Here is a 24,052-nt window from a genome sequence, read left to right as displayed (position 1 = left end):
GGGATCACTGCGATTGTTCCGGCAATCTCATGAGAAGTCGAGCCCAACGCTGATGCGCATTCTCGCGATCGACACCGCGCTCGGCGCCTGCTCGGCCTGCGTGCTCGAGGCCGGCCAGGCCGAGCCGCTCGCCCGGGAGCAGATCGCCATGGATCGCGGCCATGCCGAGGCGCTGATGCCGCTGGTCGAGCGGGTGATGGACGCCGTCGAGGGCGGCTTCTCCTCGCTGGGCCGCGTCGCCGTCACCGTCGGCCCGGGCAGCTATACCGGCCTGCGGGTCGGCGTCAGCGCGGCGCGCGCCATCGCCTTCGCCGCCGGCATCCCGGCGGTCGGGGTCACCACGGTCGCGGCCTGTGCCGCGCCGCTGATCGGCCGCGAATCCGGCCGCGTCGTCGCCGCGGCGCTTGACGCCCGGCACGGCCAGGTCTGGTTCCAGGCGCTGAGCGCCGAGGGCAAGCCGCTCGTCTCGCTGCGCCAGGTCAGCTATCGCGACGCGGCGCGCGCCATCGGCGCCGGGCCGGTCAGCCTCGTCGGCTCCGCGGCGCTCGCGGTGGCGAACGAGGCCTGGGCGATCGGTCTCGACGCGGTCGTGATCGACAGCGCCCGGGCGCCGGACATCGCCTGGGTGGCGCGGCTCGGCCTGATCGCCGATCCGGAGACGGCGCCGCCGCGCCCGCTCTACCTCAAGGCGCCGGAGACGACGCCGCAGGACAAGGCGCGCCTGCCGCGCCGATGAGGGCTCCCGACGGCGCTTGGTTCCCGGACCGTGGCATGCGAACGAGCGGAATGGACTGGCTGCGCAAGCTCCTTCACCCCGATTCGGCGCCGGCGCGGACGGAACGCCTCGGCGTGGCCCATGCGCGGCAGGTCGCGGCGCTGCATCATCGCGGCGGCTTCGCCCGCGGCTGGGAGCCGGCGGAATGCGCCGCGCTGATCGCCGATGCCGGTGTGGTGACCGACGGCGTGTTCAGCGGTGGCGGCAGCCCCGCCGGGTTCGCGATGTCGCGCAAGGCGGCGGACGAGGCCGAGATCCTCAGCATCGTGGTCTTGCCGGCCCGCCGCGGCGCCGGTCTCGGCCGGGCCCTGCTCGCGGCCCATCTCGCGCGCCTCGCCGGCGAGGGGGTCGTCCAGGTCTTCCTCGAGGTCGAGGAGGGCAACGAGCCGGCCGAGCGGCTCTATCGCCATTTCGGTTTCCGCGAGGTCGGCCGCCGCAAGGGCTATTATCCCAAGCCGGACGGCACGCGCGCGACCGCGATCGCGATGCGGCTCGATCTCGCGTGACAAGGCGCCGCAATCGGGCGATGACAGCGCGCCTGGACCCTCGGCCGGGTCAGGAAACGGGTTTCCGACGCCGCCGGCCGCAGGACGATCACGAGGACCGCCCGCCGCCGATGACCGGACCCGCTCGCGCATGAACGGATTATCCGCCGGCGCCCTGTGCCGCCTGCTCTGCCTGGGCGCCGGCACGCTGGCCATGCTGCTGCCTCAGCTCGTCGTCAGGCGCGTCCTGCCGGCGCGGGCCGGTGTGCTGCCCCGGCGCTTCCATCGCCTCGCCTGCCTCTGCCTCGGCGTGCGCCGGCGGGTCAGGGGCACGCCGCCGCCGCGCGGCTCCGGCGCGCTGGTCGTCGCCAATCACGTCTCCTGGCTCGACATCTGCGTCATCGGCGCCGAGCGCGAGATCTCCTTCGTCGCCAAGAGCGAAGTCGCGGGCTGGCCGGTCATCGGCTTCCTCGCCGACCTGCAGCGCACCGTCTATATCGACCGCCAGCGCCCGCGCGCCACGGCCGGGGTCGCCGCGGCGATGGGCGAGCGCATCGCGGCGGGGGAGGAGATCGTCCTCTTCGCCGAGGGCACGACCGGCGACGGCACGCGCATCCTGCCCTTCCGCTCCTCGCTGCTCGGCGCGGCGCATCGGGCGATCGGCGACAGCGAGGCCGACGTCACCGTCTATCCGCTGACCATCACCTATACCGGCCGGCGCGGCCTGCCCGGCGGGCGCATCGAGCGCAGCGCGCTGGCCTGGTACGGCGACACCGAGCTCGCGCCGCATCTCAAATATGTGCTGGCCTGCGGCGCCGTCGATGTCGAGCTGGTCTGGGGCGCGCCGATCACGATGGGCCGCGCGACCTCGCGCAAGGAGGCGACGCGGCTGGTCGAGGGCGTGGTGCGCATGGCCCGCCGCGAGGCGGTGACCGGCCGCCCGGCCGAATGAGGCCGGGGTTGGCGCGGGCCTTGCTTTGCGTCCCTTGCGGCAGCCCGGCCGTTTTCAAGCCGCGCGAACCGGAGTAAGGAGACGGTTTGGAGATCCCAAACGCGACGATGAAGAAAGTCCACATCAAGTCCTTCGGCTGCCAGATGAACGTCTATGACGGGCAGCGGATGGCCGATATCCTCGGCGAGCAGGGCTATGAGGAGACGGCGACGCCGGAAGGCGCGGACCTCATCCTGCTCAACACCTGCCATATCCGCGACCGGGCCGTGCAGAAGGTCTATACCGAGCTCGGCAAGCTGCGCGACATCAAGAAGGCGCAGGGCGCGCAGGGGCAAGAGACGAAGATCGTCGTCGCCGGCTGCGTCGCGCAGGCCGAGGGCGGCGAGATCCAGCGCCGCCAGCCCGCCGTCGATCTCGTCGTCGGTCCGCAGGCCTATCACCGCCTGCCGGAATTGCTGGCCGAGGCGGCGGGCAGGCGCGTCGTCGACACCGACCTTCCCATCGAGGACAAGTTCGGCTTCCTGCCGGCGACGAAGCCGCAGGTCATCCGCGCCCGCGGCGTCTCGGCCTTCGTCACGGTGCAGGAGGGCTGCGACAAGTTCTGCGCCTTCTGCGTGGTGCCCTATACGCGCGGCGCCGAGTTCTCGCGCCCGGTCGCGCAGATCCTGTCGGAGGTCGAGCGCCTGGCCGAGGCCGGCGTGCGCGACGTCACCCTGATCGGCCAGAACGTCAACGCCTATCACGGCGAGGGGCCGGACGGCGCCGTCTGGAGCCTGGCGCGGCTGATGCACCGCGTCGCCGAGGTGCCGGGCATCGCCCGCATCCGCTACACCACCAGCCATCCGCGCGATATGGACGACGATCTGATCGCCGCCCATCGCGATCTGCCGCAGGCGATGCCGTTCCTGCATCTGCCGGTGCAGGCGGGCTCGGACCGCATCCTCGCCGCGATGAACCGCAAGCATACCGGCGACGAGTACCGCCGCCTAATCGGGCGCATCCGCGAGGCCCGGCCCGACATCGCCCTGTCCTCGGACTTCATCGTCGGCTTCCCCGGCGAGACCGACGCCGATTTCGAGGACACCATCCGCCTCGTCGACGAGATCGGCTTCGCCTCGAGCTATTCGTTCAAATACTCGCCGCGCCCCGGCACGCCGGCCGCCGATCTCGACGCCCAGATCCCGCGCGAGGTCATGGACGAGCGGCTCTACCGGCTGCAGGGGCGCATCGAGCATCATCGCCAGGCCTTCAACGCCGCGATGGTCGGGCGGACGGTCGACGTGCTGCTCGAGCGCGCCGGGCGCCATCCGGGACAGATGGCCGGCAAGTCGCCCTATCTCCAGGCCGTGCAGATCGACAGCGACAGCGACCGGATCGGCGAGATCGTGCGGGTGGTGATCGAGCGGACGAGCACCAATTCGCTCTTCGGCCGCAAATGCGGGGCGCAGGACGATCCGCGCAAGGAAATGGCCGCTTGAGCGCGCCCCGGCCCGTCCCCATCTGCATGTCGAGGACGCCCTGTCATCAGGTTGAAACCGTTGCGTTGGGTTATGCTGCGAGACGCCCCGGCCGGTTGTTCCTGCCGGGCCGGAATCACCGCCAGGGAGACGACTCATTTGGCACAGGCTGATTCGATGACGCCGAAACCCGACCGGAACCCGCGGCGCGAGATCGCGCCGGCGCAGACCCTGGCCCGCGAGGGCTTGCCGGCCACCGAGGTGACGCTGACATTCGAAGACAACCGCCTCGCCAGCCTCGTCTTCGGCCAGTACGACCAGAACCTCGCCCATCTCGAGCGGCGGCTCGGCGTCGTCGTCAATCCCAACGGCAACCACGCCACGGTGAAGGGCCCGCGCGAGACGGCGGAGCAGGCCGTGCGCGTGCTGAAGACGCTCTATGCCCGGGCCAAGGCCGGCGCGGCGGTGACGCTCGGCGATGTCGACGGCGCCATCGAGGAGAGCAACGTCCAGCGCTCGCTCTTCCCGACGCCCGATCCGGGCAAGACCGCCTTCGACGCGATCGTTACAAGGAAGCGCGGGCCGGTCAGGGCCCGCAACGCGGCGCAGGACGCCTATCTGCGCCAGCTCAAGCGCCATGAGCTCGTGCTCGCCGAAGGCCCGGCCGGCACCGGCAAGACCTGGCTCGCGGTCGGGCACGCCGTCTCGCTGATCGAGCAGGGCGTGGTCGAGCGCATGATCCTGTCGCGTCCGGCGGTCGAGGCGGGCGAGCGGCTCGGCTTCCTGCCCGGCGACATGCGCGAGAAGGTCGATCCCTATCTGCGCCCGATCTACGACGCGCTGAACGATTTCATGGAGGCGCGCCATGTCGAGCGCGGCCTGCAGACCGGCATGATCGAGATCGCGCCGCTCGCCTTCATGCGCGGCCGCACGCTCTCCAACGCGGTGGTGCTGCTCGACGAGGCGCAGAACGCCACCTCGATGCAGATGAAGATGTTCCTCACCCGCCTGGGCGAGGGCTCGCGCATGATCATCACCGGCGACCCCTCGCAGATCGACCTGCCGCCCGGCCAGCGCTCCGGCCTCGTCGAGGCGGTGAGGCTGCTCAAGGATGTCGAGGGCATCGGCTATGCCCGCTTCGAGGAGGGCGACGTCGTCCGCCACGATCTGGTGCGCCGCATCGTTCTGGCCTATGAGACCGCGGCACGCCGCGAGCGCGAGGAGCGCGAGGAGGCGATGCGCAATCCCGGCGCGGCGCCCGAGGCGTATCGCGAGGGCGAGGGCGAAGGGTTGAAGCGGATGTTGGCGCGGGAGCGGCCGCGATGAAGGATCGACCTCGCGCGCGGCGTTCGGCGCCGCCCGCGAAGACCACCCCGACCCTGGCTCTCGACATTCGCGCCCAGTCGCGCCGCTGGCGCGAGCTCGGCGATCTCGCGGCCCTGCGCGCCCTCGCCGGCGAGGCGCTGAGCGCCGGGCTTTCCGTCGCGCCGCGCCGGCCTCTCGACGGCGCCGAGCTCAGCCTGCTGCTGACCGACGACCGGCGCATCCGCATCGTCAACCGCGACTGGCGCGGCTTCGACAAGGCGACCAACGTGCTCTCCTTCCCGGCCGCGCCGCCCGAGCGCATCGCGGCGAGCCCGCTGCTCGGCGACATCGTCGTCGCCTACGAGACGCTCGCGCGCGAGGCTGAGGCCGAGGGCAAGAGCGTCCCCGATCATTTCCGCCATCTCGTCGTCCACGGGCTGCTGCATCTGCTCGGCGAGGACCATGAGACCGAGGCCGAGGCGCGCCGGATGGAAGCGCTCGAGGTCGAGGCGCTCGCCCGCCTCGGCATCGCCGATCCCTATGCCGATGCCGAGCTCGTCTCCGAGGCGGCACCCGCTTCCCCAGAACCTTCACGATCATGAGCGACGACGGGCGACAATCCCAGAACGACACCAACGGCCGCGGGCTCGGCCACTGGCTCGGCCAGTTCCTCGACCGGCTTGGCCTGCGCGGCGGCGGCACGGCCCGCGAGGAGATCGTCGAGGCGCTGGCCGAGGAGAATGGCGAGCTCGCGGACCTGACGGCGCAGGAGCGCGCCATGCTGACCAATGTGCTGAGCCTGCGCGAGCGCCGGGTCGGCGACGTCATGATTCCGCGGGCCGACATCATCGCCGTGCCGGCCGATGCCAGCATCGACCAGCTTCTCGCCCTGTTCCGCACCGCCGGCCATTCGCGCCTGCCGGTCTTCGACGATTTGCTCGACGACCCGCGCGGCATGGTCCATATCCGCGATTTCCTCGAATATATCGCCGAGCAGGCCGCTCCCGAGCCGGCGGCCGGCGCGCCGGAGGAGGCGGCTCCAAAGGGGGCCGCCGTCCATGATCTGTCGGCGGTCGATCTCTCGACGCGGCTTTCGGAGACGAAGCTGCTGCGCCCCGTCCTCTATGTCCCGCCCTCGATGCCGGCGGTCGACCTGCTGGTCCGCATGCAGGCGACCCGGACCCATATCGCCCTCGTCATCGACGAATATGGCGGGACCGACGGGCTGGTCTCGATCGAGGACCTGATCGAGATCGTGGTCGGCGACATCGAGGACGAGCACGACAAGGAGGAGGTCCCGATCACCGCGACCGGGGAAGGCTGCTTCGCGGCGGATGCGCGCGCCACCCTCGAGGAGCTCCGGCAGGCGACGGGGGTCGATCTCTCCGGCAACGAGGTCGCCGACGACATCGACACGCTCGGCGGGCTGATCGTCACGCTGGCCGGCCGCGTCCCGGCCCAGGGCGAGACCGTCGAGGGGCCGGAGGGCCTGTCCTTCGAGGTGCTCGATTCCGACCAGCGCCGCGTCAAGCGGCTCACCATCCGCCGTCGCGACCCGTCGGCGCCCGAGGAAGCGGCGATGGAGGCGGGCTGATGCGGCTCGCCCGCGTTGCCGAAGCCGTCATCCTGGCTTGGGGATGGCGCCGGCGCCTGATCGCCTTCGCCGCCGGCGCCAGCGGCGCGCTCGCCTTGCCGCCGCTCGATCTGTGGCCGCTGGTCGTGCTGCCGATGACGGCCGCCGTCTGGCTGATGGACGGCGCGGTCGGAGCCGGCCGCGCCGGGCGCTTCCGCTCCGCTTTCGCCGCGGGGTGGTGGTGGGGCTTCGGCTTCTTCGTCGCCGGCCTGTGGTGGCTCGGCGCGGCCTTCCTGGTCGAGGCCGACAAATTCGCCTGGGCGCTGCCGCTCGGCGTCGTGGCGCTGCCGGCCTGCCTCGCCGTCTTTCCGGCCTTGGCCTTCGGCGCCGCGCGGCTGTTCTGGCCGAAGGGCGCGGGGCGCATTCTCGTCCTGGCCGCGGCGCTCGGGATCAGCGAATGGCTGCGCGGCCATGTCCTGACCGGTTTTCCCTGGAACGCCTATGGCATGATGCTGTCGGGCGAGATCCACCTCGCCCAGGCCTCTGCGCTCTTCGGCCTCTACGGGCTCACGCTGTTCGCCGTCGCGCTCGGCGCCGCGCCAGCGACGCTCGGCACCGCGACCGGGGCCTCCGGCCGCTGGCTTCCGTCGCTGCTGGCGCTCGCGGTGCTCGTCGGCTTCTTGGCCTATGGTTTCTGGCGCGTCCCGGCCCCGCCCGCGCCGCTCGTCGCCGGCGTGAAATTGCGGCTGATGCAGCCGAACCTGCCGCAGGACGCCAAGTTCAACGGCCATAACGGCGCCGAAATCCTCGAGCGCTATCTCGAGCTGAGCGACCGGGCGACGAGCCCCGAGACGCCGGGGCTGCAGGCCGTCACCCATCTGATCTGGCCGGAATCGGCCTTTCCCTTCCTGCTCGGGCGCACGCCGCAGGCGCTGGCGCGCATCGCCGCCGCCCTGCCCCCGGACGTGACGCTGATCACCGGCGCGGCGCGGGCCGGGGAGCCGCTGCCCGGCGAGGGGCGGCCGCCGATCTACAATGCGATCCAGGTGGTCAGCGACGCGGGCGAGATCGTCGCGAGCTACGACAAGGTCCATCTCGTGCCCTTCGGGGAATATCTGCCGCCGATTCTGGGCACGCTGATCCGCGCCGCCGGCCTGTCGCAATTCGTCTCGATCCCGGGCGGCTTCTCGGCGGGAAGCGCGCATCGGCCGCTCGAGGTCAAGGGCTTGCCGAGCGCGGCGCCGCTGATCTGCTACGAGGCGGTGTTTCCGGGCGCGGTGATGCCGCGCGGGCCGCGCCCCGCCTTCTTCCTGAACGTCACCAATGACGGCTGGTTCGGGCAGACCAGCGGCCCCTACCAGCATTTCGCCCAGGCCCGGCTGCGCAGCATCGAGGAGGGGCTGCCGCTGGTGCGCGTCGCCAATACCGGCATCTCCGGCGTGGTCGATGCCTATGGCCGGGTGGTCGCGAGCCTGCCGCTGGGGGTCGAGGGCGTGCTCGACGCCGGCTTGCCCCGCCCCGGGCCGGTGACGCCCTATGCGCGGTTCGGCGATCTGGTTTTCGCCGGAATCCTGGCGCTATTCCTGGTGCTGGCCCGGCTCCGGCGGGCCTGAAGCGGATCGGAGAGCCTTCCGAAGGAGAGTGGACCGGCTCGCCGGCTTGTAATACATCACGACTTCCGCACCGACCAGGATTGCGGCTCCTGGCCATGACAGCGACTCTAGGGCAGGCGAATGATGATCAAGAAGATACCCAATCCGATCGACCGCCATGTCGGCAGTCGCGTCCGCATGCGCCGCATGCTCGCCGGGGTCAGCCAGGAAAAGCTGGGCGAGGCGCTGGGCCTGACCTTCCAGCAGGTCCAGAAATACGAGAAGGGCTCGAACCGCATCAGCGCGAGCCGCCTGCAGCAGATCGCCAAGATGCTCGATGTGCCGGTGGCCTTCTTCTTCGACGGCGCGCCGACCGGCGACGGGCCGGCGGGCAGCTTTTCCGATGCGAGCGCCACGACCTACATCTCCGACTTCCTGTCGACGAGCGAGGGCGTGCAGCTCACCAAGGCCTTCACGCGCATCAAGGACGGCCGCGTCAGGCGCCGGATCATCGACCTCGTCGAGGCCCTTGCGGCCGAAGGCGACGAAAAGGCCTGATTATCGACGCGCGTCGTTCGGCTTGGCGAACGATCCTCCCGATAAACGGATTATTGCGCTTGACGGCGAACGCGTTCGGCTGCAATGACGGAGCGTTTTTCACGCTGGCGCAGCCGCGCCAGCCTGTTTCCCCCCGTCCGGATTCGAGGGAAGTCGCGCCCGTGTCACGCCAGAATTACCTGTTCACCAGCGAGTCCGTCTCGGAGGGCCATCCCGACAAGGTCTGCGACCGCATCTCCGACGAGATCGTCGATCTGTTCTTCAAGGAAGCGGTGAAGGCGGGCTACGAGCCGGCCAAGGTCCGCGTCGCGGCCGAGACGCTGGCGACCACCAACCGCGTCGTCATCGCTGGCGAGGTCCGCACCCATCTCGACGAGAAGCAGATCAAGTCGAAGGTGAAGTCGGTCGCCCGCAAGGCGATTCGCAACATCGGCTACGAGCAGGACGGCTTCCACTGGAAGAAGGCCAAGATCGACGTGCTGCTGCATCCGCAGTCGGCCGACATCGCCCAGGGCGTCGACGAATCCGGCAACAAGGATGTCGGCGCCGGCGACCAGGGCATCATGTTCGGCTATGCCAGCCGCGAGACGCCGGAATTGCTGCCGGCCCCGATCTACTACGCCCACAAGATCCTCGAGACGCTGGCGCTCGCCCGCAAGAAGGGCGAGGGCGACGCCGCCAAGCTCGGCCCCGACGCCAAGAGCCAGGTCACGGTCCGATACGAGAACGGCAAGCCGGTCGGCGTCACCCAGATCGTGCTCTCGACCCAGCATCTCGACGAGAAGCTGACCTCCGAGGATGTGCGCAGGATCGTCGAGCCCTATATCCGCGCGGCCCTGCCGGAAGGCTGGATCACCAAGGACACGGTCTGGCACATCAACCCGACCGGCAAGTTCGTCATCGGCGGCCCGGACGGCGACGCCGGCCTGACCGGCCGCAAGATCATCGTCGACACCTATGGCGGCGCGGCCCCGCATGGCGGCGGCGCCTTCTCGGGCAAGGACCCGACCAAGGTCGACCGCTCGGCCGCCTATGCGGCGCGCTACCTCGCCAAGAACGTCGTCGCGGCCAAGCTCGCCGACCGCGCCACGATCCAGCTCTCCTACGCCATCGGCGTCGCCAAGCCGCTGTCGATCTATGTCGACCTGCACGGCACCGGCAAGGTCGACGAGGCGAAGCTGGAGGAGGTGCTCGGCAAGATCGTCGACCTCTCGCCGAACGGCATCCGCACCCATCTCGGCCTCAACAAGCCGATCTACGCCAAGACCGCGGCCTATGGCCATTTCGGCCGCAAGGCCGGCCGCGACGGCTCCTTCTCCTGGGAGAAGACCGATCTCGTCGACGCGCTGAAGAAGGCCGTCGCCGCCTGAGGCTGACCGACCGGACGAAGCGAAGAGGCCGGAACGGATCGTTCCGGCCTCTTCTTTTTGCTACAGAGCACCATCCGCGCCGTCATCCCGGGCGCAGCGAAGCGCAGACCCGGGATCCATGCCCGAACGGTCCTCGGCGATGCTCTGGCATGGATCCCGGATCGGCGCCGCTTGCGCGGCTTGTCCGGGATGACGCGGTTCGGATGGAAACGATCAGGTTGCAAGAACGATTCGCATGACACACGACGTCGACCACGACGAACGCGCCTTCTTCGGCCGCCGCAAGGGCAAGGCCCTGCGCGACGGCCAGAGCGCGCTGATCGCCCATACCCTGCCGCGCCTGCGGCTGCCGGAAGGCGAGATCGCCGATCTGAAGGCCCTGTTCCCGCAGCCCGTCGAGGCGGTCCGGCTGGAGATCGGCTTCGGCGGCGGCGAGCATCTGCTGATGCGGATGCGCGAGAGCCCGCGGATCGGCTTCATCGGCGTCGAGCCCTTCATCAACGGCATGGCCAAGTTCCTCGCCGTGGTCGAGCGCGAAGGCTTGAGCAATATCCGGGTCTGGGACGGCGACGCCGCGCTGATGCTGCCGCGCCTGCCGGCGGGCGGGCTCGACGCCATCGACCTGCTCTATCCCGACCCCTGGCCCAAGCGCCGGCAGCGCAAGCGCCGCTTCGTCTCGGAACGGACGCTTTCCCTCTTCGCCCGGGCGCTGCGGCCCGGCGGGCGCTTCCGCTTCGCCAGCGATATCGACGACTATGTCGGCTGGACGCTGTCGCGCCTGCTGGCCTCGCCGGATTTCGACTGGGCCGACGAGCGGCCGGGCGACTGGCGCACGCCCTATCCGGGCTGGATCCGCACCCGCTACGAGGCCAAGGCGGTCCGGGAAGGCCGCGTCTCGAGCTATCTCACGGCCTTGCGTCGCGCATCCTGAGGAAGCCGAGCACGCGCTGGGCGGTGCTCTGGGCGAGGTTGCGGAAGCTGTCGCGGGCGCGCTCGACCGCGGCTTCCGACTTGCCGTAATCCTTGCGTAGCGCGATCAGCGCCGCCGTCGTCTCCCAGGACCAGTCGAGGCCGCGCGCCACGAGCAGGACGGCCTCGCGGTCGCTGCCCAGGATCACCTGCTCCGCCGCGGGCGGGCTGAGCTGCGCGAGCAAGGCGAGCGCGCAGATCGCATGCTCGGTCCGGCCCGCTTCGGCGAAGGCCCGCACCTGCGCCTCGTCGAGCCCGCCGGCCTGGTCGAGCGCGTGGATCTCGGCCAGGGCCGTGCTGATCGGGCCGAGCTCGCCCGGCATCCGCCCTCCCGCCGCGACCGCTTCGGCGCCGCGCTCCACGGCGTCGTCGATCTCTCCGGTCAGATTCGGCGCGAGCTGTTCGGCGAGGCGCCTGCGGGCGGAGCTCTTGGCGGCCCGCATCAACTGCGCGGCGAGCTCGGCGGGGATGTCGCGGCGCAGGCCGAGCGTCTCCTGCAGGGCGTCGTCCTGCACCGCCCGCATCGCCAGCACGCCCATGCCGTGCCGCGAGAAGCGGGCCGTCTGGTTGGCGGCGACGGCCTGCGTCACCACGCGCCCGCCGCGCAGGATCAGGAAATCCGTCACCGGCTCGCCGAGATGTGGCCGCTCGGTGATGGCGAGCATATGGTCGCGGCCCTTGGCGGCCGCGACCGCGACGAGGTCCTGGTCGCTCAGCCGGGGCGAAAGCAGCAGCACCGGCCGCGCGACGGCGATCTCGTCGAGGGCGAGCTGATGGACCACGCCGTTCGGCGCGTTCGGGACCGGCGCCAGCCGCTCCGCCAGCTCGATGCGGGCGCGCAGTTCGATGGCGCGCGACAGGCGCCCGATCACGACGTCGAAGACCCCGACCTGCTCCTCGTCCAGATCGATCGCGGTGGCGAGGAACAGATCGGTGAGCCGGGAGAGGATGTCGGCGCGGTCGCTGCCCGCGCCGCGCCGCATCGTCGATTCCAGGTCCCGCAGCAGCGTGGCGACCGTACTCATGACCTGTCCTCGCACAGCGCCCCGCCGCGGGCGGCTTCACCGCATCCTGCTCAGGCTGTCAGGCAAGGATGACCAACGGGTTAGCGAACCGGCAAAAAACGCGGCGGCCGGCGCCGGCCGCCGTCGCGCTTGCATCTTGGCGCGGAGCGGACTACATAGCCCCCAACAGCTCTGGTATCGGTTACGGCCGATGATCAAGAGCGGGCCTGCCGGCCCGCTCTTTTTTATTGGCCGCGACCCCGGAGGCACAGGGACGGTCCGGGCCGTGAATCAAGCGATGGACGAACCGACAGGCGAGGCGGCCGCTGCGGCCGGAACGGAAGCGCGCATCGTCGTCGAAAGCGGCGTTGCGGCGCGCGTGGCCGCGATCGTCGAGCCGGCGATCGCCGATCTCGGCTACCGGCTGGTGCGGGTGCGCGTCACCGGCCAGAACGGCTGCACCGTGCAGATCATGGCGGAGCGGCCCGACGGCTCGATGACCGTCGAGGGCTGCGAGGCGATCAGCCAGGCGGTCTCGCCGGTGCTCGATGTCGAGGATCCGATCCAGGCGGCCTATTATCTGGAGGTGTCCTCGCCGGGGATCGATCGTCCGCTGGTGCGCGCCGGCGACTTCGAGCGCTGGGCCGGCCACCTCGCCAAGATCGAGATGAGCGAGCCCTTCGAGCGCCGCAAGCGCTTCCGCGGCATTCTGCGCGGGGTTTCCGGGCCCGACGCCCTGCTGACGCGCGACGACGCCAAGAGCGACGAGGAGCGCGACGTCGCGATCCCGATGGCGCTGATCGCCGAGGCGCGCCTGGTGCTGACCGACGCGCTGGTCACCGAATCGCTGCGGCGCGGCAAGTCGGGCCTGCCGCCCGAGATGCCGGCGGCCGACGAGATTGCGAGCCCGAAGAAGGGCCGCGGCAAATCGCTGGGGCCGCGCCCGGGCAGGAAGAGCGGACCGGCTCCGCACGAAACAGAGACGGAAGAGGAGTGAGCGCCATGGTGGTCGCCGCCAACAGGCTCGAATGGCTGCAGATCGCGGATGCGGTCGCCCGCGAGAAATCGATCGACCGGCAGATCGTGCTCGACGCGATGGAGGACGCGATCGCGCGTGCCGCCCGCTCGCGCTACGGCGCCGAGACCGACGTCCATGCCGAGATCAACACCAAGACCGGCGAGCTGCGCCTCGCCCGCCATCTCCAGGTCGTCGACACGGTCGAGAATCCGGCGATCGAGATCACGGTCGACGAGGCCAAGCGCCATAATCCGGCCGCCCAGGTCGGGGACGTCATCGCCGATCCGCTGCCGCCCTTCGATTTCGGCCGCATCGCCGCCCAGTCGGCCAAGCAGGTCATCGTCCAGAAGGTGCGCGAGGCCGAGCGCGACCGCCAGTACGACGAGTACAAGGACCGCATCGGCGAGATCGTCAACGGCGCGGTCAAGCGCGTCGAATACGGCAATGTCTTCGTCGATCTCGGCCGCGGCGAGGCGATCATCCGCCGCGACGAGATGATCCCGCGCGAGACCTTCAAGGTCGGCGACCGGGCCCGCGCCTATGTCTACGACGTGCGCCGCGAGCCGCGTGGGCCCCAGATCTTCCTGTCGCGCACCCATCCGCAGTTCATGGCCAAGCTCTTCGGCCAGGAAGTGCCGGAGATCTATGACGGCATCGTCGAGGTCAAGGCGGTCGCCCGCGACCCCGGCTCGCGCGCCAAGATCGCCGTGATCAGCCGCGATTCCTCGATCGACCCGGTCGGCGCCTGCGTCGGCATGAGGGGGTCGCGCGTCCAGGCCGTGGTCGGCGAGCTCCAGGGCGAGAAGATCGACATCATCCCGTGGTCGCCCGACGTCGCGACCTTCGTCGTCAACGCGCTCCAGCCGGCGGAAGTCGCCAAGGTCGTGCTCGACGAGGAGGCCGACAAGATCGAGGTGGTGGTGCCGGACGAGCAGCTTTCGCTCGCCATCGGCCGCCGCGGCCAGAACGTGCGGCTGGCCTCGCAGCTCACCGGCTGGGACATCGACATCCTCACCGAGCAGGAGGAATCGGAGCGCCGCCAGAAGGAGTTCGTGCAGCGCACCGACCTGTTCATGAACGCGCTGAACGTCGACGAGACGGTCGGCCAGCTCCTCGCCTCGGAAGGCTTCCGCAACGTCGAGGAGGTCGCCTATGTCGACCTCGCCGAGCTCGCCTCGATCGAGGGCTTCGACGAGGACACCGCGACCGAGATCCAGAACCGCGCCCAGGAGCATCTCGCCGCCGTCGAGGCGGAGCTCGACGAGAAGCGCCGCGCGCTCGGCGTCGAGGACGCCTTGCGCGAGGTCGAGGGCGTCACCACCTCCATGATGGTCGCGCTCGGCGAGAACGACGTGAAGACCGTCGAGGATCTCGCCGGCTGCGCGACCGACGACCTGATCGGCTGGACCGAGCGCAAGGATGGCGAGGCCATCCGCCAGGCCGGCTATCTGGACGGCTTTGACCTGTCGCGTCAGGAGGCCGAGGCGCTGATCATGGCGGCCCGCATCCATGCCGGCTGGATCGAGGCGCCGGCCGAGGAGCCCGAAGACGAGGCCGCGGCCGGCGAGGCGGAGCAGGCCTGAGCGGAGCGCCCGCGATGAAGGCGGCGGCGGGCAAGAACGGATCGGAGCGCAGTTGCGTCGTCACCCGCGCGGTGAAGGCGCCCGACGATCTGATCCGCTTCGTGGCCGGGCCCGACGGCGTGCTGGTGCCGGATCTGCGGCGCAAGCTGCCCGGGCGCGGCGTCTGGGCGAGCCTGAGCCGCAAGGCGGTCGCCGAGGCGATCCGGCGCAAGGCGTTCGAGCGCTCGCTCAAGACGAAGGTCGCGGTTCCGCCGGACCTTCCCGAGCTGATCGACGCGCTGATGCTGCGGGACGCGCAGCAGGCGCTGGCGATGGCGAACAAGGCGGGGCTGGTCACCGCCGGCTTCGCCAAGGTCGAGGCGCTGATCGGCAGCGGGCGCTGCCTCGCCGTGATCGCGGCGAGCGACGGCGCCGAGGACGGCAAGCGCAAGATCGGCCAGGCCGTCAGGCGGGCCGGGGCGGCGCGCGAGAGCGAGGGCCTCAAGGCCCGCGCATTGCCCGTCGTCGCGATTTTCACGGCGGCGGATTTGGAATTGGCGTTGGGGCGGGCACATGTGATACATGCCGCGCTTGCTCCGGGACCGGCGGCCGAGGGCGTACTCTCCCGCTGGCGTCGGCTCGTCCGTTACCGGACGGACGATACCGCCGCATCCGACCAGAACGAACCCGAAGTTACGACCGAACCGGCAGGACCGAACGCGGAATGACCGATACCAAGACCCCGGGCGACAAGACACTCACCGTCAACCCGCCCAAGACCCTGTCGCTGAAGCGGCCTGTCGAGCAGAGCACTGTTCGCCAGAGCTTCTCGCATGGGCGCTCGAAGCAGGTGGTCGTGGAGGTCAAGCGCCGCGTCCCGGGTCACGAGGCCAAGGAGCCGGTGGCGCCGCGCGCGCCGCAGGCGCCGGCCCCGTCCGCGCCGCGTCCCGCCCCGGCTCCCGCGCCGCAGCGTCCCGCCGGCGGCATGTTGCTGCGCACCCTCTCCGACGAGGAGAAGGAGGCCCGCCAGCGCGCCCTCGCCGAGGCCCGCAGCTCCGAGGCCGAGGCGCGCCGCGCCGCCGAGGAGGAGGCCCGCCAGCGCGCACAGGCCGCCGAGCGCGAGCGCCAGGAGCGCGAGGCCGCCGCGGCCCGCCAGCGCCAGGAAGAGGAGCGCCGCCGCCAGGAGGACGAGCAGAAGCGCCGCGCCGAGAGCGCGCTGCGCCAGCGCGAGGAGCAGGTCGCCCGCCCGGCCGCGCCGTCGCCGGCCCAGCCGCGCGAGGCCGCCCCGCCCGCTCCGGCCCCCGCGCCGCAGCCGACCCAGTATTACGGCCGCCCGGCCCCGTCCGGCCCGCGCGAATTCGCGCCGCGCACCCCGGGAGGCCGCGATGCCGGCTCCCGCCCGCCGCGCCTGGATTCGCGTCCGCCGCGGCTCGACACGCCGCGTACGCCCCGCATGGACGCTTCGGCTCCGGCCGAGCCGGCCGTCGCGCGTCCGACGCGCCAGGCGCCGCCCTCCGCTGGGGCGCCGCGCAACCGTTCCGACGGTGACGTTGATGTCCGGGCCGCCTTCCGCCGCGCCGGTGTCGGCACCGGGGCCGGCCGCGGGCCCGCCCCGGCCGCGCCGAAGACGCCGAAGACCAGCAATGAGCGGCCGCGCGGCCGCCTGACGCTGGCCACCGCCACCGGCGGGGACGACGAGCGCACGCGCTCGGTCGCCTCCTTCCGCCGCCGCGTCCAGCGCATGACCGGCCATCGTCCCTCCGACGCGCAGAAGGAGCGCGTGATGCGGGAGGTGACGATCCCGGAGACGATCACCATCCAGGAGCTCGCCAACCGCATGGCGGAGCGCGGCGTCGACGTCATCCGCCTGCTGATGAAGCAGGGCGCGATGCACAAGATCACCGATGTGATCGACGCCGACACCGCCCAGCTCATCGCCGAGGAGATGGGCCACACCGTCAAGCGCGTCTCCGAGGCCGATGTCGAGGAAGGCCTGTTCGACATGCCCGACGCCGACGAGACCCTGATGCCGCGGCCGCCGGTCGTGACCATCATGGGCCATGTCGACCACGGCAAGACCTCGCTGCTCGACGCGCTGCGCAAGACCAAGGTCGTCTCCGGCGAGGCCGGCGGCATCACCCAGCATATCGGCGCCTATCAGGTGACCTCGCCGCTCGGCGACAAGATCACCTTCATCGACACGCCCGGCCACGCCGCCTTCACGGCGATGCGCGCCCGCGGCGCCAAGGTGACCGACATCGTCGTGCTGGTCGTGGCGGCCGATGACGGCGTCATGCCGCAGACGGTCGAGGCGATCCAGCACGCCAAGGCGGCCAGGGTGCCGCTGATCGTGGCGATCAACAAGATCGACAAGCCGGAGGCCAATCCGGACCGCGTCCGCGCCGAATTGCTGCAATACGAGATCCAGGTCGAGTCGCTCGGCGGCGACACGCTCGAGATCGAGGTCTCGGCACGCATGGGCCAGAACCTCGACAAGCTGCTCGAGGCGATCTCGCTGCAGGCCGAGGTTCTCGAGCTCAAGGCCAATCCGGAGCGTCCGGCCGAAGGCACGGTGATCGAGGCCAAGCTCGATCGCGGCCGCGGCCCGGTCGCGACCGTTCTCGTCCAGCGCGGCACGCTGCGCACCGGCGACATCGTCGTGGCGGGCGCCGAATGGGGCCGCGTCCGCGCCCTGATCGCCGATACCGGCGCGCAGGTGAAGGAGGCTCCGCCCTCCATGCCGGTCGAGGTGCTCGGCTTCAACGGCACGCCCGAGGCCGGCGACCGCGTCGCGGTGGTCGAGTCCGAGGCGCGGGCCCGCGAGATCACCGAATACCGCGAGCGTCAGCGCCGCGACCGCCTCGCCGCCCGCGGCGCGGCCTCGGGCGCCGGCCGCTCGCTCGCCGAGATGATGCGCGAGCTCAAGGAAGGCGCCGGCCGCAAGGAGTTCCCGCTCGTCGTCAAGGGCGACGTGCAGGGCTCGGTGGAAGCCATTGTCGGCGCGCTCGAGAAGGTCGGCAACGACGAGGTGCGCGCCCGCGTGCTCGCCTCCGGCGTCGGCGCCATCACCGAATCGGACATCACCCTCGCCCAGGCTTCGGGCGCGGTGGTGGTCGGCTTCAACGTCCGCGCGCACAAGGAGGCGCGCGAGGCGGCGGAGCGTTCCGGCGTCGAGATCCGCTACTACAACATCATCTACAACCTCATGGATGATGTGAAGGACGCGATGTCGGGCCTGCTGGCGCCGACCCTGCGCGAGACCATGCTCGGCAACGCCGACATCCTCGAGATCTTCAACGTCTCGAAGGTCGGCAAGGTCGCCGGCTGCCGCGTCAGCGACGGCACCATCGAGCGCGGCGCCCATGTTCGGCTCATCCGCGACAACGTCGTCGTCCACGAGGGCAAGCTCTCGCAGCTCAAGCGCTACAAGGACGACGCCAAGGAGGTCGTGGCCGGCCAGGATTGCGGCATGGCCTTCGAGAACTACCAGGACATGCGCGTCGGCGACGTGATCGAGTGCTATCGCGTCGAGGAGATCAAGCGCAGCCTCTGAGGCGGCCGCCAACGGGTCATTCCGGGGCTTCGCGCAGCGAAGAGCCCGGAACCCATATCCTCTATCGATGCAGAAGGGGGCTGCCCTTCCGCCCTTTTCTGCCCTACCCGTGTTCATGGGTTCCGGGCTCGCGCCTGACGGCGCGCCCCGGAATGACCCGTTGAACCATCCGGTCCGATCCCGGAGAGCGAGACATCATGGCAAAACCTTCCAAGCTCTCAGGCCCGTCCCAGCGCCAGCTCCGCGTCGGCGAACTGATCCGACATGCGCTGGCCGAGATGCTGGCGCGCGGCGACATCCATGACGACGTGCTGGCGAACCATGTCGTCACCGTCCCCGAGGTGCGCCTCTCGCCCGATCTCAAGCTCGCCACCGCCTACATCATGCCGCTCGGCGGGCAGGACGTCGCGCCGGTGCTCAAGGCGCTCGAGAGCCACAAGCGCTATATCCGCGGCGAGATCGCCCATCGGGTGAACCTGAAATACGCGCCGGACGTCCGCTTCCGCGCCGATGAGAGCTTCGCCGAGGCCGAGCGCATCGACGCGCTGCTCGATTCCGACGCAGTGCGCCGCGACACGCAGGTCCAGCGCCTGAAGATCGACCAGGACCACGAAGAAGACGACGGCCGTGACGATGACCGCTGAGAACCCATCCGGGACCGTCCGGGACGCCGCGCCGGCGCCGCGCCCGAAGAAGCGCGACGTCCATGGCTGGGTCGTGCTCGACAAGCCGATCGGCATGACCTCGACCCATGCGGTCAGCGTGGTCAAGCGCGCCTTCTCCGCCAAGAAGGCCGGCCATGCCGGCACGCTCGACCCGCTCGCCTCGGGCCTCCTGCCGATCGCGCTGGGCGAGGCGACCAAGACCGTCCCCTTCGTCATGGACGGCCGCAAGGCCTATCAGTTCACCGTCGCCTGGGGCACGCAGACCGACACCGACGACACCGAGGGCCGGGTGATCGCGACCTCGGAGAAGCGACCGGACGAGGCCGCGATCGCGGCCCTGCTGCCGCGCTTCACCGGCACGATCCTGCAGACGCCGCCGAAATTCTCGGCGATCAAGATCGCCGGCGAGCGCGCCTATGATCTGGCGCGCGACGGCGAGGAGGTCGCGCTGGAGGCTCGGCCCGTCGAGATCGATTCGCTGGTGATCGTCAGCCATGACGGCGCCACCACCACCTTCGAGGCCGAATGCGGCAAGGGCACCTATGTCCGCGCCATCGCGCGCGACCTCGGCCTGGCGCTCGGCTGCCTCGGCCATGTCGCGCATCTGCGCCGCACCCGCGTCGGCCCGTTCACGGTCGCCGAGGCGGCGGGGGTCGAGACCCTGCGGGAGAGCCCGGAGAGTGCCCTGGCGGCGCTGCAGCCGGTCAAGGCCGCGCTCACCCTGATCCCCGAGGTGGTGCTCCACCGCGACGCGGCCAACCGCCTCAAGCGCGGCCAGAGCGCCCTGCTGCGCGGCGCCGGGGCGCCGGTCGAACTGGAGGCCGCCTACGCCACCTGCGCCGGCACGCTGATCGCCACCGGCTCGGTCGAAAACGGCGAGTTCGTCCCGCACCGCGTCTTCAATCTCTGAGGGCGGCGCCGCGGCGGAATGGGAGAAAGCCGCAGAAAAGCCGAGCCGGCGAGGCTGGAGGCCGGGCGGGCCTGGACCGGCAGGCTCCTGTTCTGGCGCGTCGGCTGCCTCTTCGGCATCGCCGCGGTCGTCCTGGCGACCGCCTGCTTCCTCAGCTACCGGGAGAACCGGCGCCTGCAGGCTCTCGCGGATCATGCGGCGGGCCGCGTCGTCGAAATGCGGCGCGATGGCGATTCGACCTATCGCCCGGTGGTGAGCTTCCGCACCGCGCAAGGCCAGACCGTCACCTTCGCCACCTCCTGGGCGACGAATCCGCCGGCCTATCGGGTCGGCGATCCGGTAAGCGTGATCTATGACGCGGCGGCGCCCGAACAGGCGCGGATCGACGGCTTCTTCCCGTTCTGGGCGAGCACTCTGATCCTGGCCTTCGTCGCCGCGGTCTTCGGCCTGCTGAGCGCGATCCTGATGATCGTCGCGAAAAGGGGCTGAGGGAGCCCGGCGTGCCGCCTCAGGCCGCCCGCGTCAGCCCGTCCCGCGCCCAAATCTGGCCGAGCGCCGAGACCAGCCGGTCGATATCGGCGTCGGAATGGAAGGGCGAGGGCGTGATCCGCAGCCGCTCCGTGCCGCGCGGCACGGTCGGGTAGTTGATCGGCTGGACGTAGATGTCGAAGCGCGCCAGCAGCTCGTCGCTGATCGCCTTGCAGGCCTTGGCCTCGCCGACCATCACCGGCACGATATGGCTGGGATTGGGCAGATGCGGGATGCCGGCCGCGTCGAGCCTGGCCCGCAGCGCCAGGACGCGGTCCTGCTGGCGCTCGCGCTCGGCCGAGCTCTCCTTGAGATGCCGGATCGCGGCGATGGCGCCGGCCGCCACCGCCGGCGGCAGCGAGCTGGAGAAGATGAAGCCGGAGGCGAAGCTGCGGATGAAGTCGCAGAGCGCCGCCGAGCCGGCGATATAGCCGCCGATCACGCCGAAGGATTTCGCCAGCGTGCCCTGGATCAGGGTCAGCCGGTCCGCCAGCCCGTCGCGCTCGGAGACGCCGCCGCCCCGCGCCCCGTAGAGGCCGACGGCGTGGACCTCGTCGCAATAGGTCATGGCGCCGAAGGCCTCGGCGATGTCGCAGAATTCCGCGAGCGGGGCGATGTCGCCATCCATGGAATAGACCGATTCGAAGGCGATCAGCTTGGGCCGGGCCGGGTCGAGCGCGGCGAGCTTGCGGCGCAGATCGGCCGGATCGTTATGGGCGAAGATGTGCTTCTCGACGCGCGAATGGCGGATGCCCTCGATCATCGAGGCATGGTTCAGCCCGTCGGTCAGGATCACGCAGCCGGGGATGCGGGTGGCCAGGGTCGAGAGCGAGGCCCAGTTCGCCATGTAGCCGGAATTGAAGATCAGCGCCGCTTCCTTGCCGTGCAGATCGGCGAGCTCGCGCTCCAGCAGGACATGGTAGTGATTGGTGCCGCCGATATTGCGGGTGCCGCCGGCGCCGGCGCCGCTGCCGTCGAGGGCCTGGTGCATCGCGGCGAGCACCTTCGGGTGCTGCCCCATGCCGAGATAGTCGTTCGAGCACCAGACGGTGACGTCGCGCGGCCCGCTCTCGCTGTGGAAGGTGGCGATCGGAAAGCGGCCGACCTGTCGCTCCAGATCGGCGAAGACGCGGTAGCGGCCCTCGCTGCGCAGCCCGTCCAGTTCCTTGCGGAAGAAAGTCTCGAAATCCATCGCCAGCCTCCTGCGGCGCGCATGTCCTAGGCAATTGCGTCGCGCTCGGAAATGGCACGCGGTGTCGCGGGTCGAATCCTTCTATTTCGAACGTTCGGCGAGTTCCAGCAGCGTTTCGAGCAGGACCTTGATGGCGAGGCCGGCATCCGCCTCGGTCATCGTCTCGAGCGGCGAATGGCTGATGCCCTTCTCGTTGCGCACGAACAGCATGGCGACGGGCGCGATGGCGGCGATCGCCATCGCGTCGTGCCCGGCGCCGGAGGGTAGCCGCCGGGCGGCGAGGTTGCTGCCGCTGCGGGCCATGCCGGCGGCGAGGACGTCCTGCAGGCGCGCATCCATCGGCACCGCCTCGGCCTTCGCATAGGGCGCGATCTCGAGCCCGACGCCGCGCCGCGCCGCGATTGCGCCGAAGCGCTCGCGGATCGCCGCCTCCATCGCCGCGAGCGTCGCGTTTTCGGGAGCGCGGTAGTCGATGGTGAATTCTGCGGCGCCGGGCACGACATTGGTCGCGCCGGGGTCGGGCCGCAGCACGCCGACCGTGGCGACGGCGAGTTCGTGCCCGGTCGCGATCTCCTCCAGCGCCAGCGCCATCTCGGCCGCCGCGGCGAGCGCGTCCCGGCGCAGCCGCATCGGCACCGTGCCGGCATGGCCGGCCTCTCCGGTGACGCGCACGCGCGCCCGGCTCTGGGCGTTGATCGTGGTGACGATGCCGACCGGCTCGTTCTCGGCCTCCAGCACCGGGCCCTGCTCGATATGGACTTCGAGATAGGCCCTGATCGAGCCGGGCTTGCGCGCGAGCGCGGCGATGCCGGCCGGATTGCCGCCGAAGGCGACGAGCGCGTCGGAGAGCGTCACGCCCTCGCTGTCGCGCGCCTCGAGCCAGGCCGGGTCGTAATGGCCGGCGAGCGCCTCGGAGGTCGACAGATGCGTCGGGAAGCGGACGTTCTCCTCGTCGCCGAAGGCGACGACCTCGAGCGGGAAGGGCAGGGCGATCCCGGCGTCGCGCAGCGCCTGCGCCGCCAGGATGCCTGCGACGACGCCGAGATTGCCGTCGAAGCGCCCGCCATCCTTCACCGTGTCGATATGGGAGCCGATCAGCACCGCCGGCGCGCCCGGGACGGTGCCCTCGCGCCGGCCCTGCACGGAGCCGGCCGCGTCGATGAAGGCGGTAAGGCCCGCCACCTCCATCGCGCCCTTGACCCATTCCGCCGCCTGCCTGTGGGCCGGCGAGAGATAGAGCCGGGTCAGCTTGCCCGGTTCGTCGGAGAAGCGGTTGAGGCCGGCGAGCGCGGCGAAGGCACGGGCGCCGAGAACGGTGGCGGAGGGGAGCGTCTGCGTCATGGCCACCAAGCTAGAGCAGGGCTTCGAAAACTGCGACGGGCAATTTCGCGAAGCGGCTTCTCCCCGGCGGCATCGACGGGGAGACGGAGTTTGCGGTGCCGATTGGCAAGGCTCCGAGCCCGGCGCCTCAGTAGGTCGCCCGGCCGCCCGAGAGGTCGAACACGCCGGCCGTGGTGAAGCTGTTCTCGGCCGAGGCGAGGAAGGCGACCATCGACGCGACCTCTTCCGGCAGCAGGAAGCGCCCGCGCGGGATCTTGGCCAGCATGTAGCCGATATGCTCCTCGCTCATCTGGTCGAAGATGCGGGTGCGCGCCGCCGCCGGCGTGATGCAGTTGACCGCGATGTCCTTGTCGGCGAGCTCCTTGCCCAGCGATTTGGTCAGCGCGATCACGGCGGCCTTGGAGGCCGAATAGGCCGAGGCGTTGGGGTTGCCTTCCTTGCCGGCGATCGAGGCGACGAGAACGATGCGCCCGTAGTTGCGCTTCAGCATGCCGGGGATCACCGAACGGCAGCAATGCAACGTGCCGTCGACGTTGAGCTTCATGACGCGGGCCCAGTCCTCCAGCGGATAGTCCCAGGTCTTGTGGTTGGGGCCGGCGATGCCGGCGCTGGTGACGAGGATGTCGACGCTGCCATGCCGGGCCTCGAGCGCATCGGTCGCGGCCTGCACGGCCGCCGCATCGGTGACGTCGACCGCGACGCCGATCGCGCCATGGCCGATCTCGGCCGCGGCCTTCGCCGCGAGGGCGGCGTCGACGTCCCAGATCGCGACGGTCGCGCCGCTGGCGGCGAAGCGCTCGGCCACGGCGCGGCCGATCCCCTGCGCCCCGCCGGTCACGATGGCGACGCGCTTGGCTAAATCGATTTGGTTCATTCGGGCAGCCTCCCAGTCTTGGTTGCGGCGACCGTAACGGGCGAGAGCGCCGGCCGCCAGAGCCGAAGGCGCATGGTTGCGGCTGCCGCGGGCCGGCCATGCACGCCGCTAATGTCCCGCTCGCGCGCTCGCGGGAAGACGATGTTATCCGCCGTCCCGAAACGAGACGGAAACAAGCTCTTCGTCCCAGGCTACGACAGGCGCGAGGCGCGTCGCCGCAGCGGCGGCGGAAACGGTGGGAAGCGCCGTTCCGGATCGAAACAAAACATTGATTTGTCTTGGGGCGGGAGGTCGATCCACTCTCCGGGATCGGGTGAAGAAGGCATTCACCTTTCGCTTGACTTTGCCTTGACCGGAGGGCTGTGTCCG

22 protein-coding genes are annotated in these 24,052 nt (G+C 70.6%); 18 read left to right on the top strand and 4 right to left on the bottom strand.

Annotated elements, in window-relative coordinates; genetic code table 11:
• The first annotated feature begins 52 nt into the window (after positions 1 to 52).
• The 11 genes from tsaB to trmB all read left to right on the top strand — a co-directional run bounded on the left by tsaB (position 53) and on the right by trmB (position 10,998).
• Positions 53 to 736, top strand: coding sequence for a tRNA (adenosine(37)-N6)-threonylcarbamoyltransferase complex dimerization subunit type 1 TsaB (gene tsaB / locus ACWH43_RS22655; RefSeq protein ID WP_158445242.1), 684 nt, complete (start codon positions 53 to 55; stop codon positions 734 to 736).
• Between the two features lie 35 nt (positions 737 to 771).
• Entirely contained in the window at positions 772 to 1,281 is a 510-nt protein-coding gene (locus tag ACWH43_RS22650) for a GNAT family N-acetyltransferase (RefSeq protein ID WP_158445241.1), read from the top strand.
• A 130-nt stretch (positions 1,282 to 1,411) separates the two neighbouring features.
• The gene (locus ACWH43_RS22645) at positions 1,412 to 2,212 is read left to right on the top strand and encodes a lysophospholipid acyltransferase family protein (RefSeq protein ID WP_260349221.1); all 801 of its coding nucleotides are present in this window, start codon (positions 1,412 to 1,414) and stop codon (positions 2,210 to 2,212) included.
• A 107-nt stretch (positions 2,213 to 2,319) separates the two neighbouring features.
• Complete coding sequence (miaB, locus tag ACWH43_RS22640) at positions 2,320 to 3,690, top strand: tRNA (N6-isopentenyl adenosine(37)-C2)-methylthiotransferase MiaB (RefSeq protein ID WP_158445240.1); 1,371 nt, start codon at positions 2,320 to 2,322, stop codon at positions 3,688 to 3,690.
• Between the two features lie 156 nt (positions 3,691 to 3,846).
• On the top strand, positions 3,847 to 4,995 hold the full coding sequence (locus tag ACWH43_RS22635; RefSeq protein WP_158445239.1) for a PhoH family protein: 1,149 nt from the start codon (positions 3,847 to 3,849) through the stop codon (positions 4,993 to 4,995).
• Positions 4,992 to 5,576, top strand: a complete 585-nt coding sequence (gene ybeY, locus ACWH43_RS22630; RefSeq protein ID WP_158445238.1) for an rRNA maturation RNase YbeY — start codon at positions 4,992 to 4,994, stop codon at positions 5,574 to 5,576. The genes ACWH43_RS22635 and ybeY overlap by 4 nt, the downstream gene beginning before the upstream one ends.
• Positions 5,573 to 6,568: a hemolysin family protein gene (locus tag ACWH43_RS22625; RefSeq protein ID WP_448153642.1), complete on the top strand. Its 996-nt coding sequence runs from the start codon at positions 5,573 to 5,575 to the stop codon at positions 6,566 to 6,568. The genes ybeY and ACWH43_RS22625 overlap by 4 nt, the downstream gene beginning before the upstream one ends.
• On the top strand, positions 6,568 to 8,160 hold the full coding sequence (gene lnt, locus ACWH43_RS22620) for an apolipoprotein N-acyltransferase (protein WP_158445236.1): 1,593 nt from the start codon (positions 6,568 to 6,570) through the stop codon (positions 8,158 to 8,160). Before ACWH43_RS22625 ends, lnt begins: the two co-directional genes overlap by 1 nt.
• 123 nt (positions 8,161 to 8,283) lie before the next feature.
• Complete coding sequence (locus ACWH43_RS22615) at positions 8,284 to 8,697, top strand: helix-turn-helix domain-containing protein (protein WP_158445235.1); 414 nt, start codon at positions 8,284 to 8,286, stop codon at positions 8,695 to 8,697.
• A 161-nt stretch (positions 8,698 to 8,858) separates the two neighbouring features.
• Positions 8,859 to 10,067, top strand: coding sequence for a methionine adenosyltransferase (metK, locus tag ACWH43_RS22610; RefSeq protein ID WP_158445234.1), 1,209 nt, complete (start codon positions 8,859 to 8,861; stop codon positions 10,065 to 10,067).
• A 235-nt stretch (positions 10,068 to 10,302) separates the two neighbouring features.
• Entirely contained in the window at positions 10,303 to 10,998 is a 696-nt protein-coding gene (gene trmB / locus ACWH43_RS22605) for a tRNA (guanine(46)-N(7))-methyltransferase TrmB (RefSeq protein WP_158445233.1), read from the top strand.
• Here trmB and ACWH43_RS22600 read toward each other — a convergent pair.
• Positions 10,973 to 12,061, bottom strand: a complete 1,089-nt coding sequence (locus ACWH43_RS22600; protein ID WP_158445232.1) for a DUF2336 domain-containing protein — start codon at positions 12,059 to 12,061, stop codon at positions 10,973 to 10,975. The two genes, trmB and ACWH43_RS22600, sit on opposite strands and share 26 nt — an antisense overlap.
• 277 nt (positions 12,062 to 12,338) lie before the next feature.
• On the opposite strand from ACWH43_RS22600, the gene rimP reads away from it, so the two are divergent.
• The 7 genes from rimP to ACWH43_RS22565 all read left to right on the top strand — a co-directional run bounded on the left by rimP (position 12,339) and on the right by ACWH43_RS22565 (position 20,237).
• Positions 12,339 to 13,037: a ribosome maturation factor RimP gene (gene rimP, locus ACWH43_RS22595; RefSeq protein ID WP_260349222.1), complete on the top strand. Its 699-nt coding sequence runs from the start codon at positions 12,339 to 12,341 to the stop codon at positions 13,035 to 13,037.
• A gap of 5 nt (positions 13,038 to 13,042) precedes the next feature.
• On the top strand, positions 13,043 to 14,641 hold the full coding sequence (nusA, locus tag ACWH43_RS22590) for a transcription termination factor NusA (protein ID WP_158445249.1): 1,599 nt from the start codon (positions 13,043 to 13,045) through the stop codon (positions 14,639 to 14,641).
• Positions 14,642 to 14,655: 14 nt separating this feature from the next.
• Complete coding sequence (locus ACWH43_RS22585; RefSeq protein WP_158445230.1) at positions 14,656 to 15,348, top strand: RNA-binding protein; 693 nt, start codon at positions 14,656 to 14,658, stop codon at positions 15,346 to 15,348.
• Entirely contained in the window at positions 15,345 to 18,173 is a 2,829-nt protein-coding gene (infB, locus tag ACWH43_RS22580) for a translation initiation factor IF-2 (protein WP_158448032.1), read from the top strand. Before ACWH43_RS22585 ends, infB begins: the two co-directional genes overlap by 4 nt.
• A 197-nt stretch (positions 18,174 to 18,370) precedes the next feature.
• The gene (gene rbfA / locus ACWH43_RS22575; protein ID WP_158446671.1) at positions 18,371 to 18,817 is read left to right on the top strand and encodes a 30S ribosome-binding factor RbfA; all 447 of its coding nucleotides are present in this window, start codon (positions 18,371 to 18,373) and stop codon (positions 18,815 to 18,817) included.
• Positions 18,807 to 19,748: a tRNA pseudouridine(55) synthase TruB gene (truB, locus tag ACWH43_RS22570; RefSeq protein WP_158446673.1), complete on the top strand. Its 942-nt coding sequence runs from the start codon at positions 18,807 to 18,809 to the stop codon at positions 19,746 to 19,748. Before rbfA ends, truB begins: the two co-directional genes overlap by 11 nt.
• Before the next feature lie 18 nt (positions 19,749 to 19,766).
• On the top strand, positions 19,767 to 20,237 hold the full coding sequence (locus ACWH43_RS22565) for a DUF3592 domain-containing protein (protein WP_158446670.1): 471 nt from the start codon (positions 19,767 to 19,769) through the stop codon (positions 20,235 to 20,237).
• Positions 20,238 to 20,256: 19 nt separating this feature from the next.
• On the opposite strand, the gene hemA is transcribed toward ACWH43_RS22565, so the two are convergent.
• From hemA to ACWH43_RS22550, 3 genes are all read right to left on the bottom strand, one after another.
• Positions 20,257 to 21,468 carry a 5-aminolevulinate synthase gene (gene hemA, locus ACWH43_RS22560; RefSeq protein WP_158446669.1) on the bottom strand — a complete coding sequence of 404 codons (1,212 nt, stop codon included), beginning with the start codon at positions 21,466 to 21,468 and terminating at the stop codon, positions 20,257 to 20,259.
• Positions 21,469 to 21,549: 81 nt separating this feature from the next.
• Complete coding sequence (locus tag ACWH43_RS22555) at positions 21,550 to 22,809, bottom strand: allantoate amidohydrolase (RefSeq protein ID WP_158446668.1); 1,260 nt, start codon at positions 22,807 to 22,809, stop codon at positions 21,550 to 21,552.
• A gap of 127 nt (positions 22,810 to 22,936) precedes the next feature.
• Positions 22,937 to 23,683, bottom strand: coding sequence for an SDR family NAD(P)-dependent oxidoreductase (locus ACWH43_RS22550; protein ID WP_158446667.1), 747 nt, complete (start codon positions 23,681 to 23,683; stop codon positions 22,937 to 22,939).
• Positions 23,684 to 24,052: the final 369 nt, after the last annotated feature.

This window comes from Allobosea minatitlanensis (genome assembly GCF_964020775.1).
The sequence above is the reverse complement of the archived record's forward strand: the minus strand, read 5'-3'. Positions and strand labels throughout refer to the sequence as shown.